Origin of the sequence: Streptomyces sp. NPDC005866, assembly GCF_040629895.1 — a bacterium.
Taxonomy (GTDB): Bacteria; Actinomycetota; Actinomycetes; order Streptomycetales; family Streptomycetaceae; genus Streptomyces.
Genome location: NZ_JBEXWP010000015.1, coordinates 119,564 through 134,081, shown reverse-complemented (window position 1 = coordinate 134,081; position 14,518 = coordinate 119,564). Strand labels below are relative to the sequence as shown.

Annotated in this window: 11 protein-coding genes and 1 pseudogene; 8 read left to right on the top strand and 4 right to left on the bottom strand. The window is 71.2% G+C overall.

Annotated features, from left to right (window positions below; translation table 11 throughout):
- Nucleotides 1-65: 65 nt before the first annotated feature.
- From ABZ396_RS22935 to ABZ396_RS22925, 3 genes are all read left to right on the top strand, one after another.
- Nucleotides 66-980: a serine/threonine-protein kinase gene (locus ABZ396_RS22935; RefSeq protein ID WP_358923095.1), complete on the top strand. Its 915-nt coding sequence runs from the start codon at nt 66-68 to the stop codon at nt 978-980.
- Nucleotides 981-1,116: 136 nt separating this feature from the next.
- Entirely contained in the window at nt 1,117-2,742 is a 1,626-nt protein-coding gene (locus tag ABZ396_RS22930; protein WP_358923093.1) for a succinic semialdehyde dehydrogenase, read from the top strand.
- Between the two features lie 69 nt (nt 2,743-2,811).
- Nucleotides 2,812-4,590, top strand: coding sequence for a GMC family oxidoreductase (locus ABZ396_RS22925; RefSeq protein ID WP_358923091.1), 1,779 nt, complete (start codon nt 2,812-2,814; stop codon nt 4,588-4,590).
- Nucleotides 4,591-4,667: 77 nt separating this feature from the next.
- Here the strand turns inward: ABZ396_RS22925 and ABZ396_RS22920 are convergent, their stop codons facing one another.
- The gene (locus ABZ396_RS22920; RefSeq protein WP_358923089.1) at nt 4,668-5,702 is read right to left on the bottom strand and encodes an LAETG motif-containing sortase-dependent surface protein; all 1,035 of its coding nucleotides are present in this window, start codon (nt 5,700-5,702) and stop codon (nt 4,668-4,670) included.
- A 317-nt stretch (nt 5,703-6,019) separates the two neighbouring features.
- Here ABZ396_RS22920 and ABZ396_RS22915 point away from each other — a divergent pair.
- Nucleotides 6,020-7,175 (top strand): annotated as a pseudogene (locus ABZ396_RS22915) (hypothetical protein).
- 624 nt (nt 7,176-7,799) lie between these two features.
- Here ABZ396_RS22915 and ABZ396_RS22910 read toward each other — a convergent pair.
- Nucleotides 7,800-8,105 (bottom strand): chorismate mutase, encoded by a 306-nt coding sequence (locus ABZ396_RS22910; protein ID WP_358923087.1) that lies wholly within the window; start codon nt 8,103-8,105, stop codon nt 7,800-7,802.
- A 307-nt stretch (nt 8,106-8,412) separates the two neighbouring features.
- Here ABZ396_RS22910 and guaA point away from each other — a divergent pair, with 307 nt between their 5' ends.
- Nucleotides 8,413-9,993, top strand: coding sequence for a glutamine-hydrolyzing GMP synthase (gene guaA / locus ABZ396_RS22905; RefSeq protein ID WP_358923085.1), 1,581 nt, complete (start codon nt 8,413-8,415; stop codon nt 9,991-9,993).
- An 11-nt stretch (nt 9,994-10,004) separates the two neighbouring features.
- Here guaA and ABZ396_RS22900 read toward each other — a convergent pair whose 3' ends face one another.
- Nucleotides 10,005-10,508, bottom strand: a complete 504-nt coding sequence (locus ABZ396_RS22900) for a pyridoxamine 5'-phosphate oxidase family protein (protein ID WP_358923083.1) — start codon at nt 10,506-10,508, stop codon at nt 10,005-10,007.
- A gap of 139 nt (nt 10,509-10,647) precedes the next feature.
- Between ABZ396_RS22900 and ABZ396_RS22895 the strand changes: the two genes are divergently transcribed.
- The gene (locus tag ABZ396_RS22895) at nt 10,648-11,442 is read left to right on the top strand and encodes a class II aldolase/adducin family protein (protein WP_358923081.1); all 795 of its coding nucleotides are present in this window, start codon (nt 10,648-10,650) and stop codon (nt 11,440-11,442) included.
- 5 nt (nt 11,443-11,447) lie between these two features.
- On the opposite strand, the gene ABZ396_RS22890 is transcribed toward ABZ396_RS22895, so the two are convergent.
- On the bottom strand, nt 11,448-12,335 hold the full coding sequence (locus ABZ396_RS22890) for a DUF4429 domain-containing protein (protein WP_358923079.1): 888 nt from the start codon (nt 12,333-12,335) through the stop codon (nt 11,448-11,450).
- Between the two features lie 188 nt (nt 12,336-12,523).
- On the opposite strand from ABZ396_RS22890, the gene ABZ396_RS22885 reads away from it, so the two are divergent.
- A complete protein-coding gene (locus ABZ396_RS22885) occupies nt 12,524-13,801 on the top strand; it encodes a hypothetical protein (RefSeq protein ID WP_358923077.1) in 1,278 nt (425 codons plus the stop codon).
- A 180-nt stretch (nt 13,802-13,981) separates the two neighbouring features.
- A complete protein-coding gene (locus ABZ396_RS22880; protein WP_358923075.1) occupies nt 13,982-14,512 on the top strand; it encodes a DoxX family protein in 531 nt (176 codons plus the stop codon).
- Nucleotides 14,513-14,518 lie beyond the last annotated feature (6 nt).

Genomic DNA, 14,518 nt, shown 5'->3' with positions numbered 1-14,518 from the left:
GCAGTCCATGGCCCGTTTACCGTGCCGCTTCGACAAGGGTGTGGTGCGCAGGGTACTCATGTGCCATGAACGCAGACGGCGAACGGCCGCCCGACGGACGTCTGATCGGTGGCCGGTACCGGCTCGGCGAGCGCATCGGCTCCGGTCCGGCCGGGACGGTGTGGCGCGCCCGTGATGAACAGGACGAGCGGTACGTCGCCGTCAAGGAGCCCCGGCTGACCGGCGAGCCGGACGACGAGGAGCGGCAGCGCGCCGCGCACCGCCTGCTGCACGAGGCCCGCGCCGCCGCCCGCGTCGACCATCCGGCCGCCGTCGCCATTCACGACGTACTTCTTGAGGCGGAACTGCCCTGGGTCGTCATGGAGTTGGTGGAAGGCCGGTCTCTCCAGGAAGTCCTGGCCTCCCACGGTCCCCTGGCGCCCGCCGAGGCCGCCCGGATCGGGCTCGCCGTGCTCGGTGCCCTGCACGCCGCCCACCGCGTCGGCATCCTGCACCGTGACCTCAAGCCGTCCAACGTTCTCCTGGAGGCCGGGGGAGAGCGGGTCGTGCTGACCGACTTCGGTATCGGCGCGGGGCAGCAGGGGCACACCGGTTCCGACGGTTCCGCTTCCGACGCCTCCGACGCTTTTGTCGCGCCCGAGTGTGCCGCGGGGCGCGGTGCCGGTCCCGCCTCCGACCTGTGGTCCCTGGGCGCGCTGCTGCGGGCGGCCACCGCACAGGACGCCGGTCCCCTCGGCCCGCTTCTGGAGTGGCTCCTCGCCCCCGACCCGGAGGCCCGGCCGGCAGCCCTGGCGGCTGCCGAGGTCCTCGCCGAGGTCGCGGGGGTGAGTCTGCCGAAGTGGGCCACGGAGCCCATGGCACCGGCGCCTGCACCGTCGCCGGCCCCGCCGGCACCGCCCGCGACAGCCCCCGAACCGCGCCGCCTCACCCCCTTCGCCGCCCTCGGCCTCCTCCTCGCCAAAAAACCGGAACGCGGCTGACCGGCGCCAATCGTCCCCGTCCATCCTCCTGATCAGTGCATTTCCCGCCAGTGATCACTGGCGGTGTGTGTGCGGTCGGTGAAACCGGGTTACCGACGGGTACCCAAAGGCCCCGCTCCCGAATACCCTGCGGCTCATGACGGACTCGCAGGCCCCGGCGCACGCACCGGCCCACACCGGCACGAACCCCCTCGCCCCCGCCCCCGCAGGGGCCAGAACGGCCGCCGACGTGGTCACGCCCGAGTTGGTCGCCCAGCTCACCAAGGGTGTCGTCGGCTCCGGACGCACGGCCAACCACACGCCCTTCACCGGCGAGAAGCTGGCCGACCTGCCCGAGTCCACCCCCGAGGACGTGGCGAAGGCCTTCGACGCGGCCCGCGCCGCGCAGGCCGTGTGGGCGAAGGTGCCGGTACGGCAGCGCGCGGCCGTCCTGCTCCGCTTCCACGACCTGGTCCTGGCCCGGCAGGCGGAGGTCCTCGACCTCATCCAGCTGGAGACCGGCAAGGCCCGCCTGCACGCCCACGAGGAGGTGCAGGCCGTAGCCGTCGCCGCCCGCCACTACGGCCGTAAGGCACCCTCCTATCTGCGGCCCAAGCGGCACACGGGCGCCATGCCCACCCTCACCAAGGTCACCGAACTGCGCCACCCGCGGGGCGTGGTCGGCCAGATCGCCCCCTGGAACTACCCCCTCGAACTCTCCGTCGGCGACGCGCTCCCCGCCTTCGTCGCGGGGAACGCGGTCGTCATGAAGCCGGACACCGAGACCTGCCTGACGGCTCTGTGGGCACGTGACCTGCTGATCGAGGCCGGGCTGCCCGCCCACGTCTTCCAGGTCGTCCTCGGCGAGGGCCCGGTCGTCGGCCCCGAGCTCGTCAAGCACGCCGACTACGTCTCCTTCACCGGCTCCACCCGCACCGGCCGCGAGGTCGCCCAGGGCGCCGCCGCCCGTCTGGTCGGAGTCTCGCTCGAACTGGGCGGCAAGAACGCCATGCTGGTCCTGGAGGACGCCGACATCGAGAAGGCGGCCGCCGGCGCGGTCCGCGCCTGCTTCTCCTCCGCCGGCCAGCTCTGCATCTCCATCGAGCGGCTGTACGTCCACGAGTCGATCGCCGACGCCTTCGTCGAGCGATTCGCCGCCCGTACCAGGGCGATGCGCCTCGGCCGGTCCCTCGCCTACGGCGCCGACATGGGATCCCTGGTCGGCGAACGGCAGTTGGCGACCGTCAAGCGGCATGTGGAGGAGGCCGTGGAGAAGGGCGCGACCGTCATCGCCGGCGGCACCGCCCGCCCCGACATCGGCCCCTACTTCTACGAGCCGACCATCCTCGACGGCGTCGAGGACGCGATGGCCGTCTGCACGGAGGAGACCTTCGGCCCGGTCGTCTCGATCTACCGCTTCAAGACGGAGGAGGAGGCCATCGAGCACGCCAACGCGACGCCGTACGGCCTCAATTCGTCCGTCTGGACGAAGAACGGCGGCCGCGGCCGCGAGGTCGCCGCCCGCCTGAGCACCGGCACGGTCAACGTCAACGAGGGCTACGCCTCCGCCTACGGCAGCGTCCAGTCCCCGATGGGCGGCATGAAGGACTCGGGCCTGGGCCGCAGGCACGGCTCGGAGGGCATCCTCAAGTACACGGAGGCCCAGACGGTGGCCCAGCAGCGGCTGCTGCCGATGGCGCCCGCGCTGGGGATGGACGACGAGAAGTACGCGCAGTTCATGAGCACGAGCCTGAAGGTGATGAAGGCACTGGGACTGCGCTGACCCCGGGGCGCGGGGCACCGCGCGATCAACCACAGACGGCCCGCACGCGAAACTCAACGAGGAGAACCCGTGCCCCAGGACACCTACGACTACGACGTCATAGTCGTCGGCTCAGGTTTCGGCGGGTCGGTCACCGCCCTGCGCCTCACGGAGAAGGGCTACCGCGTCGGCGTCCTGGAAGCCGGCCGCCGCTTCACCCGCACCACACTCCCCAAGAACTCCTGGGACATCAAGAACTACCTGTGGGCCCCCGCACTCGGCTGCTACGGCATCCAGCGCATCCATCTCCTCGGCAACGTCATGGTGCTGGCCGGCGCGGGCGTCGGCGGCGGCTCCCTCAACTACGCCAACACCCTCTACGTCCCGCCCAAGGCCTTCTTCGACGACCCCCAGTGGCGTGACATCACGGACTGGCAGGAGGAGCTGCGGCCGTACTACGACCAGGCGCGGCGCATGCTCGGCGTACGGCTCAACCCGACGATGACCCCCTCCGACGTCCACCTGAAGGCGGCGGCGGACAGACTCGGCGTCGGCGACAGCTTCCATCTCGCCCCCGTCGGCGTCTTCTTCGGCGACGGCAAGGACGCCGACGGTGAGGCGAAGGCCGCGCCCGGCGACCAGGTCGCCGACCCCTACTTCGGCGGCGCCGGCCCCGCCCGCAACGCCTGCACCGAGTGCGGCGAGTGCATGACGGGCTGCCGGCACGGCGCGAAGAACACCCTCAACGAGAACTACCTCCATCTCGCCGAGCAGGCGGGCGCGGTCGTCCACGCCATGACCACCGTCGTCGCCGTCACCGACGACTCCCAGGGCGGCTACGCGATCGCGACCCTCCCCACCGACGACAAGAAGAAGGCGAAGGGCCGGATCTTCAAGGCGCGCCGGGTCGTCGTCGCGGCAGGCACCTACGGCACCCAGACCCTGCTGCACCGGATGAAGGCCGGCGGCCAACTGCCGTACCTCTCCGACCGGCTGGGCAACCTCACCCGTACCAACTCCGAGGCGCTGGTCGGCGCCCAGACCGACAACCGCCGCTACCGCAAGGCGCACGGCGCGGCCAGGGCGGACTTCACCCGGGGCGTCGCGATCACGTCCTCGATCCACCCGGACGAGAACACGCACATCGAGCCGGTCCGTTACGGCAAGGGCTCCAACGCCATGGGCGGCCTGTCCATCCTCCAGGTGCCGTACGCGGAAGGCTCCTCCCGTGTCCTCGGCTGGCTGGCGAACGCGGCCCGCCACCCCCTTCTCGTCCTGCGCTCGCTCTCCAACCGGCGCTGGTCGGAGCGGACCATCATCGGCCTGGTGATGCAGTCGCTGGACAACTCGCTGACGACGTACCTGAAACCGGACGGCGTCGGCAAGGGCCTGCTCACCGCCCGGCAGGGCCACGGCGCCCCCAACCCCAAGCAGATCAAGGCCGCCTCGGAGGCGGCCACCGCGCTCGCCGCCGAGATCAACGGCTTCGCCGGCAGCAACGTCGGCGAGCTGATGGGCACCCCGCTCACCGCGCACTTCCTCGGCGGCTGCCCGATCGGCGACTCACGCGAGACCGGGGTCATCGACCCGTACCACCGTCTGTACGGCCACCCGGGCATCTCGGTCGTGGACGGCGCCGCCGTCTCCGCGAACCTGGGCGTGAACCCGTCCCTCACCATCACGGCGCAGGCCGAGCGCGCGATGTCGTACTGGCCCAACAAGGGCGAGGCGGACCCGCGTCCGCGGCAGGGCGAGGCATACGAGCGGCTGAAGCCGGTCGAGCCCCGCGACCCGGCCGTCCCGGCGGACGCGTTCGGCGCGCTGCGGCTGCCGTTCCTCGGCGTCCCGGCGGTCCCGCCGAAGCAGTGACCGGAGTCTCCGGACGTGAAAGAGGGACCTGAGCCCCCCTCCGAGCCCAGGTCCCTCTTCGTCCGTGCGGGACGTGTTTACGCCTCCGCCGCGGTGCTGCCCGCCTTCCGGCGCCGCACCACGAACACCGCACCCGCGCCGGCCACCACGGCGACCCCGCCGACGAGGCCGATGACCGGGAGCGCCGAGCTGGAGCCGGTGTTGGCGAGGTTGCCGGTCGGCAGGTCGGAGACGTCGCCCTGCGGCTTCTTCACGGAGTCCTTGCCGCCGTTGTCGCTGGGCGTGGCCGTACCCGGGTCCGGGTTGGACGAGCCGGCCTTGAGGACCGTGAAGTCGTACTGGGCCCAGCCCTCGGCGATGCAGTCCTGGCCGTCGACCTTGTCGAGGTAGGCGCCGGAGCCGAAGGAGTAGGCGTCACCGGCGGGCGCCTTGGCGTCGATGGAGACACGCAGGTCGACCGACTCGCCGGCGCCGGACTTGAGCTTCTCGACGTAGAAGAAGTAGTCGCCGGCCCAGTCGTCGCTGCCGATCCGGTCCCAGGAGCCGGTGTCGGGGTTCTTGAACTCCAGGTCGACGTAGGGGCTGAGGTACTTCGACTCCTGGAGCGCGTAGTTCTCGATCTCGGCGTAGAAGGCGACGCCCTCGACGTCGGTCTTGGACTCGTTGGTCACGACCAGCTGGAAGCCGTGGAAGCCGTCGCCGGCGACGATCTTGCCGGGCAGGCCCTTGATGTCAGCGGACACCTTGGCGTCGGTGAAGTTCTGGTCGAGGTCCTCGCAGTACGGGACGTCCGGGTCGGACGGGTTCTCGCTGGGCTCCGCCGACTGGGACGGCTCGGCGGAGGCGGATACGGACGCGCTGGCGCTGGCGCTCGCGCTGTCGCTGGGCGAGGCGGACGCCGGCACGGACGCGGACGCCGAGGCGCTGTCGCTCGGCGAGGCGGAGTCCGACGGGGAGGCCGAGGCGGTGTCGCTCGGGATCTCGTTGGGCGCGCTCTCGGACGCGGACGGCGACGGCGTCTCGTCCGCGAACGCGGTCGGTGCGGACAGCAGGGCGAGTGGCGCGATGACAGCCGTGGCGGCTGCCGCGGCCATGGCGCGGCGAAGCTTCATAAGGACCCCCGTGACTCAGGTGCGGCAAACGGATGTAACCGCTGGTTCCGGTGAAGTGACCCGTGAATCTTGTGAATGGTTGCCTCCGCATTGACGGGATCTTTATGTGACGGTCGTCACTTCAACCTGGGGACTCGTCGCAGTCACCCTCGTGCCGGCGGTGCTCGCGGACATCGAACCGCTGATGGGGGGAGGAGATGACGGGCCCGGGCGTCCTCCCTGGGGCGGGTGGCGCGGGCCGTTGACTGGGTGGGCCTGTCCACAGCCGAATCCGAGGTTGTTCTCGCCCCCGTCGAACGGCCGAACGAGAGAGTGTCATGTCTGACAGACGGTCCGAGCAGCCGTCGGGGGACGAACCGCCGTCGTCCTCCTTCATAGCCGACGAGGTGTGGGAGCAGTTCATTCGCGACACCGAGCGCGATATCCGCAAGTCCGCTCCGAAGGAGCCCTCCGCCCGGGCCCGTCAGGTGACCGAGCGGCTCAAGGGGCAGAAGGAGCCCGAGGGCTGGCGGACCGGGCCCGCCTGGCAGGAGATGGACGGGCGGGCCGTCCGCCGCCGCAGGATCTGGGCGGCCGTCGGCCTGCCGCTGGCGATCGCCGTGGCCGTCGTGGCCATGCGGCCCTCGCTGATCCCCGGCGATCCCTTCGGCTCGTCGTCCGGTTCGTCCTCCGGTACGGACACCGCCACCCCGCCGCTCCCCGCCGAGACCGCCGCCCCGACCGCGCCGCGCTCCGCGGTCGCCGCAGACACCCCCACCCTCGCCCACCCGTTCGCCGGTTCCCCGGCGCTGCGCTGGGCCGACGGCGCGGCCGGCATCGTGCTGCCGAAGGCCACCGCGCTCGGGTCGATCCCCAAGGACCGCGCCGAACTGGCCCTCCAGCAGACCAAGAAGCTGCTGGTCGCCGCCAACCTCGACCCCGACGTCGTGGCCGGCGCTCACCCCGATGCCGCCCTCGCCCTGCTCGACCCCCAGCAGCCCCGCCTGCTCGACGACCTGAACACGGCGCCGCGCACCCCGAGCGGGACCCACGACCCGCTGTCCCTCTTCAGCCGCTTCGACCCCGAGGACGTTCACCTGGCCGGCCAGGTCATCAAGACGCGTGGCCGGATCACCTTCGCGAAGGGCAAGTTCGAGGGCGTGGCCGTGCACGCCGACTTCACCTTCGTCTACCCGGTCGTCCGCGCCGACGGCTCCACCGAGGTCACCCGCACCATCGTGCGCCGGGTCATCGACACCGAACTCCCCGACCCCACGCGCTACCGGGTCACCCCCGGCCGCCTGACCCTCCTGAGCTACGACGAGGACGCCGGCAACTCGGCCTGCGACATCAAACGGCTATCTGCACCCGCAGTTCCCGTCGCAGGCGCCCACGGGCAGCGCCGCCCCGACGGGCCCGTCGATCGACCCGTACGACCGCAGCCGTGAACTCGGGAAGCAGCCGGCAGAGTGCGGCACGGTGAGCCGTACGTAGCCGTGCAACTCTCTGCCCTGTAACTGTCTGCGGGCAGGCGAAGGGCCCCGCGGGACGGAACCGCGGGGCCCTTCTTCCGTCAGCACCGACGTCAGGGCTGCGTCGGTGCCGGGGAGCGGCGCCGGGGGGTAGCGCCGCTGGTCTCTGCGCCCTGTACACCGTCCGTGCCCCGGGTCGTCGCCCCGGCGCGCTCGGGGGCAGACGGCAGGTCTCGACCTTTGACAGACGGTCGGCACACGGCAATTCCGTTGCCTGAACTGGGACTTGGGAGCTGTGAAGGCCTTGGGGGCCTGCTAGGCATCGTGCTGGATGTACGCGGCCTCCGCAACCGTTTGACCCAGGACTTGTGCATTTTTGCGATTTTCCGCCGGTCGGCCCCGGGCGTCCCCGGAGCCGACCGTCTCTGGTGTGACCGGGCGGCTGTCCCCTGCCGTCCGATCACATGACTGGAGCGAGGTCCCACGACGCACAGCATGATCCGTACGTCTCATCGCCCCAGTGAGCCACGCGTGGGTTCTTTCGGGCCCGCCCCTGGCTGACGCGGACACCCCACCAACGAAGCGGTTCGCGTGCCGGTCACGCGCCGTACGGGTGAGAAGGGCCCCGAACTCAGGTCCGCCCGACTCAGATGCGACCGCGGCACAGCTCCAGAAGCGTCATGGCGAGGGAGGTGCCCGGCTTGCCCAGCGCCTCGCTGAAGTGGCCGAGGACCTCCATCTCCCGGGACAGGTTCACACGGCGGCCACCGGAGGTGATCCGGGCCTGCTGGATGACGGCGGAGACCGCCATCCGTTCCTGGATCAGACAGATGATCCGGTCGTCTAGCGCGTCGATGCGCTCCCGCGCACCGGTGATCACATCGGCGGCCTCGGCGGTACGGGCGCCGGTCTTCTCGGCGGGGCTGAGGTTCGCGGCGGGGCTGACGGTCATGTCGGGGGCTCCTCGTTCTCGGAGGCTTCCGGGGGGCCCGGAAGGGCGGGAGACCCCGGGACCGGCACGATCCGGGAAAACACCAGGCGCCCCGGACCTTGTCGGCCCGGGGCGCCTGGGGAAGTCGCTTGTCAGTTGCTCAAGCGGCACGACCATGGCAGCCGGCGGGCCGGTTGCCATAGGTAAAGAGGAAGGTCGTCTGCGTGAGCATGGGGGTGAGTATGCCACATCACCTCGTCGGGGTGTCCGCGCCCGCCCCGTTAGAATCGGAACCACAGACCCCCGCCCCACCGCCGGAAGGCACCCCGTGTCATCAGCGACTCCCGCTGCCGCCACCCCCGACACCGTCCTGGTCGTCGACTTCGGCGCGCAGTACGCCCAGCTCATCGCCCGTCGCGTCCGCGAGGCCCGGGTCTACAGCGAGATCGTGCCCAGCACCATGCCGGTCGCCGAGATGCTCGCCAAGAACCCGGCGGCGATCATCCTCTCCGGCGGCCCCTCGTCCGTGTACGAGGAGGGCGCCCCCCGTCTGGACCGCGCGCTCTTCGAGGCCGGCGTCCCCGTCTTCGGCATGTGCTACGGCTTCCAGCTGATGGCACAGTCCCTCGGCGGCACGGTGGACAACACCGGCTCCCGTGAGTACGGCCGTACCGACCTGTATGTCGCCAAGCCGTCCTCCACCCTCTTCGAGGGCACCCCGGCCGAGCAGCACGTGTGGATGTCGCACGGCGACGCCTGCTCCGCCGCACCCGAGGGCTTCACCGTCTCCGCGTCCACGGACGTCGTCCCGGTCGCCGCCTTCGAGAACGACGAGAAGAAGCTCTACGGCGTCCAGTACCACCCCGAGGTCATGCACTCCACGCACGGCCAGCAGGTCCTGGAGCACTTCCTGTACCGGGGCGCGGGCCTGCAGCCGAACTGGACCACCGGCAACGTCATCGAGGAGCAGGTCGCCGCGATCCGCGAGCTGGTCGGCGACAAGCGCGCCATCTGCGGCCTGTCCGGCGGCGTCGACTCCGCGGTGGCCGCAGCCCTCGTCCAGAAGGCCATCGGCTCCCAGCTGACCTGCGTGTACGTCGACCACGGTCTGATGCGCAAGGGCGAGACCGAGCAGGTCGAAAAGGACTTCGTGGCCGCGACCGGCGTCCAGCTCAAGGTCGTCGACGCCGAGGAGCGCTTCCTGGAGGCCCTCGCCGGCGTCTCCGACCCGGAGCAGAAGCGGAAGATCATCGGCCGCGAGTTCATCCGGGTCTTCGAGCAGGCCCAGGCCGAGATCATCGCGGACGCGGGCCCGGCCGTGGAGTTCCTGGTCCAGGGCACCCTGTACCCGGACGTCGTCGAGTCCGGTGGTGGCACCGGCACCGCCAACATCAAGTCCCACCACAACGTCGGCGGGCTCCCCGAGGACCTGGAGTTCCAGCTCGTCGAGCCGCTGCGCAAGCTGTTCAAGGACGAGGTCCGGATGGTCGGCCAGGAGCTCGGCCTGCCGGAGGAGATCGTCCAGCGCCAGCCGTTCCCCGGCCCGGGCCTCGGCATCCGGATCGTCGGCGAGGTGACCAAGGAGCGGCTCGACCTGCTCCGCGAGGCCGACGCGATCGCCCGTGAAGAGCTGACCACGGCCGGCCTCGACCGCGACATCTGGCAGTGCCCGGTGGTCCTGCTCGCGGACGTCCGCTCGGTCGGCGTCCAGGGCGACGGCCGCACCTACGGCCACCCGATCGTGCTGCGCCCGGTCTCCTCCGAGGACGCCATGACGGCCGACTGGTCGCGGGTGCCGTACGACGTCCTCGCGAAGATCTCCACCCGGATCACCAACGAGGTCCGTGACGTCAACCGGGTCGTCCTCGACGTCACCTCGAAGCCGCCGGGGACGATCGAGTGGGAGTAGGCGAGTAGGCCCTATCTGCGCCTGACAGTGCGCAGGGGCTCGCCGGGCTGCCAGATCCCGACGACCAGATACGTGTCGTCCTCGACGTGGGTCCGTACGACCTCCGTCAGCTCGGTACGGAAGAGGTGGAACGGCTCCGGCGGTTCCACCTCTTCCCTGTACGCCCCCTTCACCGCCGTGTCCGCGACCTCGTGCGCCCGTCCGGCGATCCGTACGTCCCCGCCGCCCATGCCGGTGCCGTCCCCCGGATTGGCCTGGAGCGCGAACCGCGGGTCGCGCAGCAGATCGAGCGCCTTCACCGAGCCCGGCATCATGCCGAGCCAGAGCTCGCCGTTCAGGAAGCGCACCTCCAGGCCCGAGGTGCGGGGGGAGCCGTCCTTACGGAGGGTGGCCAGGACGTGGTGGCGGTGGGCGGCGAAGCGTTCCTCGACGGATCGCGCCAGGTCGGGCGCGGTGGTGGCGAAGGCGGCCCAGTCGGCGCCGGCCGTTCCGCCCGTACGGCTTGTGAGTGTCATACGAGGCAGTGTGCTGCCGATACCCGACATCTTCTGTCGCGATTTGCTCGCCCGCGTCATCTTTACAGAACAGCGCTGTTCTCCTGCACTGGCCGACGGTAACTTCCGCCCGTAACACAAACCCAGTGCTGGAGGACCTATGCACGGGCCGACTCCGCCCCTGCCGCTGCCCACCGATCAGCTCCGGTTCGCGATGCCGCCGATGTACGACTCGCTCGACGACGAGCGCCGGCATCGCAAGGAACGGCTCGCGGGCGCGCTGCGGATCTTCGGCCGGGCCGGATTCGAGGACGGGGTGTCCGGGCACATCACCGCCCGCGACCCCGAGTACTCGAACTGCTTCTGGGTCAACCCCTTCGGAATGCCGTTCAAGCACGTCACCGTCAGCGACCTCGTCCTGGCCAACCAGGACGGTCAGGTGATCGAGGGCGGCTACCACGTCAACCAGGCCGCCTTCACCGTCCACGCCCAGGTGCACGCGGCCCGCCCGGACGTCGTCGCCGTCGCCCACTGCCACTCCGTGCACGGCCGCGCCCTGTCCGCCCTCGGCGACCTGCTCGACCCCATCAGCCAGGAGAGCTGCGCCTTCTACGAGGACCACGCCCTCTACGACGCCTACAGCGGCGTCGCCGTCGACGCCGAGGAGGGCCGCCGTATCGCCGACGCCCTCGGCTCCCGCAAGGCACTGGTGCTGCGCAACCACGGACTGCTGACCGTCGGCGACTCGGTGGACGCGGCCGCCTGGTGGTTCCTGTCGATGGAACGGTCCGCACAGGTCCAGCTGACCGCGAAGGCGGCCGGCCGGCCGCTGCTCATCGACCACAAGATGGCCGTCGCCACCCGCGAACAACTCGGCGGCGACCTGGTCGCCTGGATCAACTACCAGCCCCTCTGGCAGGACATCAGCCGCGCCGAACCGGACCTGCTGAGCTAGAAGCTTCAGAAACTCCTGAGGACGGCCGCCTTCGTCATCGCGAACTCCTCGTCCGTGAGCACCCCGTCCTGGTGCAGCTCGCCCAAGTCCCGCAGCCTGCGCAGCAGTATGTCGTGATGGTCGGCCGACTGGCGCGGCACGGCCGCCGTGGGCCGCTCCCGGTCGGCGTACTCCGCGCCCGCCCGGGCCGAGGGATGCGGCAGCCGGGCCGTGACCGCCGCCGCGACCAGCGCCGTCAGCAGATCGCGGCGGACACTGCCCCACAGGTCGAGGGCGTACGGGTCGCGCTCCGCCGGCAGCTTCGAGAACACCGTCTCCCGGGTCACGAACCGCAAAAAGCCGTCCTCGTACCCGGAGTTGGGCAGCCACTCCACCTGCACCAGATCGCCGACGCCGATGATCCGCGGCCCGGTCGCCCGCTTGACCCGGTCGGCGGTGTCGGCCCAGTCGATCCGTACCTGCGTGCCGTCGAACGACACCGTGCCGTCGGAGGACCGCACCGACACCGGCACCGGCGGCCCCGGCAGCAGATACGCCTTCGTCGGCTCCGTGGGGATCTGGTCCAGCAGCAGCGACTGCCGGATCTCCGCCGCGACGTACTCCGCCACCCCGGAGCGGTCCCCGTCCACCGTCAGCCGATACGGATCCGCCGCCTCCGGCAGCCGTCCGCCCGTCGCCTGCAGCAACGGATCCGCGCCCTCGCGCAGCCGCATCCTCAGCCGCCCCCGTTTGCGCTCCGGCTCGTACACGACCCCCGACACCGCCTCCAGGGGTACGGCGATCTCCCCGTACGTCTGCCGGAGCAGCGGTACGGAGCGGTGGCGCCCCGGCGTGATGCGGACCGTGCTGCCGTCGAAGGCCCAGGTCCCGTCCCGCTGGATGATCTCGGCCATGGGGGAATTCTCGCAGCCGGGTCAACCTGTCGGCGGTACCTTCACTCGTCGTGACCGACCTGCTGAACGCGAACGGCGTGGCGTAGGGCACAATTCGCTCTCGACACAAGGGAGTTGCACGGCGTCGTCCGGCCCGGGGAAGGGCGGGCGCGCGCGTGCCCCGGGCGTGGGGAAGGCAGGCGTCGGGCGTGGCGGTGCAGGAGGCGAGGCAGGGCGCCAAATCGGGTGTCCACGGGGGCGGGTGCGCCTGCGGGGACTGTCCGCACGGCGCACGCGAGGGGCACCGGCGGGCGGTCGCCGAATTCCTCCTCAAACGTGACGAGTTCGCGGCCGGGCAAGGGCTGCCCGCGGCGGTGGCCCACTCCGCCTCCGCCTCCCGCCAGTGGGTCTCCGAGGAACTCTCCCAGTCCGCCGACGTGGTCGCCGAACGCGGCCACGCCGAGGGCGAGGCCTGGCTCGCCCGCCTCTGGCTGCGCACCACGTACACGGCCTGGGCAGCCGTCGTGGTCATGCTGCTCACCCAGTCCCTCACCGCGATCGGCGCGGGCTGGACCAGCGCCCGCACCGCCGGTCTGGTCGCCGCCGTGGTCGTGGCCCTCGGGCTGACCGCCGCCTCCTGGTTCCACCGCTCGCGCGGCGGAGTGCTCGCCCCCGTGATCGGCGAGGACAACCGCATGTCCACCTCCCGCACCGTGGCCGCCTCCTGGGTTCTCTTCGTCGCCTACGCCGTGCTCGTCCTGGCCGGCCGCCTGGCCGCCGCCTCCTCTCCCGCCGACCGGGACGCCCTCATCTCCGGCCTCGACCTCGCCCGCGGCGCCGGCGTGGTGACGGTCCTTGCCGTGATCTGCGGCATCGCCGTCCTGGTGCGCCGGGTGGTCGGCCTGCGCATCCTCGGCCAGCGCCTGCAGAAGGTGCGTGCCCACCGGCCCCGCGCAGCCGACCTGCTCACCGACGACTCCGGCCGGGGCACCTTCGCCGACATCCAGTACGTCGTGATCAGCGCCGTGGCCCTCGTCTTCGCCGGCGTGCGCCTCGCCCGCCGCCCCGACCAGCTCCCCGACCTCCCCTGGGGCCTCGCGACGGTGGTCCTGATCTCCGCCGCGACCTACCTCGCCGGCAAGTACGCCGAGGGCGGCCGCCCGGTCATCCTCTCCGTCGTCCGCGCCCGCGAGGCCGGTGACCTGGACGCCCCCATCCGCACGGGCGACGACATCGAGATCCGCGGCGCCGGCTTCGTCCCGCCCGGCGCCCAGACCGCCGACCGTCTCTCCCGCATGGTCGTCCGCGTCGGCGCCGTCAACGTCCATGTGCCCCTCGTCCCCGTCACCGGTGGCTTCAGCAACCCCACGGACAACGTCCTCACTGTCCCCGTACCCGCCGAGGTGGAACCCGGCTGGGTGGAGATCCAGGTGGTGACGGCGGCCGGAGCGGCCACCAATCGCTGCGTGGTCGAGGTGACCGAGTGAGGAGACCCGCGGGCGGCTGACGGACCATGTCCCCGCGCGGTCACCTCTTCGCTGTCACGGGCGACGAAGACCGGCCGAAATTTCGGAAAATCGTCCGGTGCAGGATTGAGCGGGTCGCGGCTGTCGTACGTATGGTCTGTTGAGGGCCCTGGGTACGGCGGCGAGAGGCGGCTACTGAAGATGACTCACGGCATTCGTACGGACAGGCACCCCCCATACCTCGACGGCGACCGCGGTCTGCGGGACACCGCAACCCGATACGCCCTCCTTCCCCTGCGGATCTTCCTCGGGGTCACCTTCATCTACGCCGGTCTGGACAAACTGACCGACAGTGCCTTCCTGAAGTCCGGCGGCTCCGGCTCGATCGGCGACACCATGCGCGGGGTCCGTGACACCGCCGCGATCCCGGCCCTCGTGGACCTGGCCCTGAAGAACCCCGTCGGCTTCGGCACCGCGATCGCCATCGGCGAGCTCGCCGTAGGCCTCGGCACCCTCTTCGGCCTGCTGGCCCGCCTGGCGGCCCTCGGCGGCGCGCTGATCTCGCTCAGCCTCTGGCTGACCGTGAGCTGGGCCACGTCCCCCTACTACTTCGGCAACGACCTCGCCTACCTGATGGCCTGGCTGCCGCTGGTCCTGGCCGGCGCCCCCTACCTCTCCCTGGACGCGATGCTCCGTGCCCGACGCCGACACCGGTCCGGGGGCCTGCGCTAGCTCTCC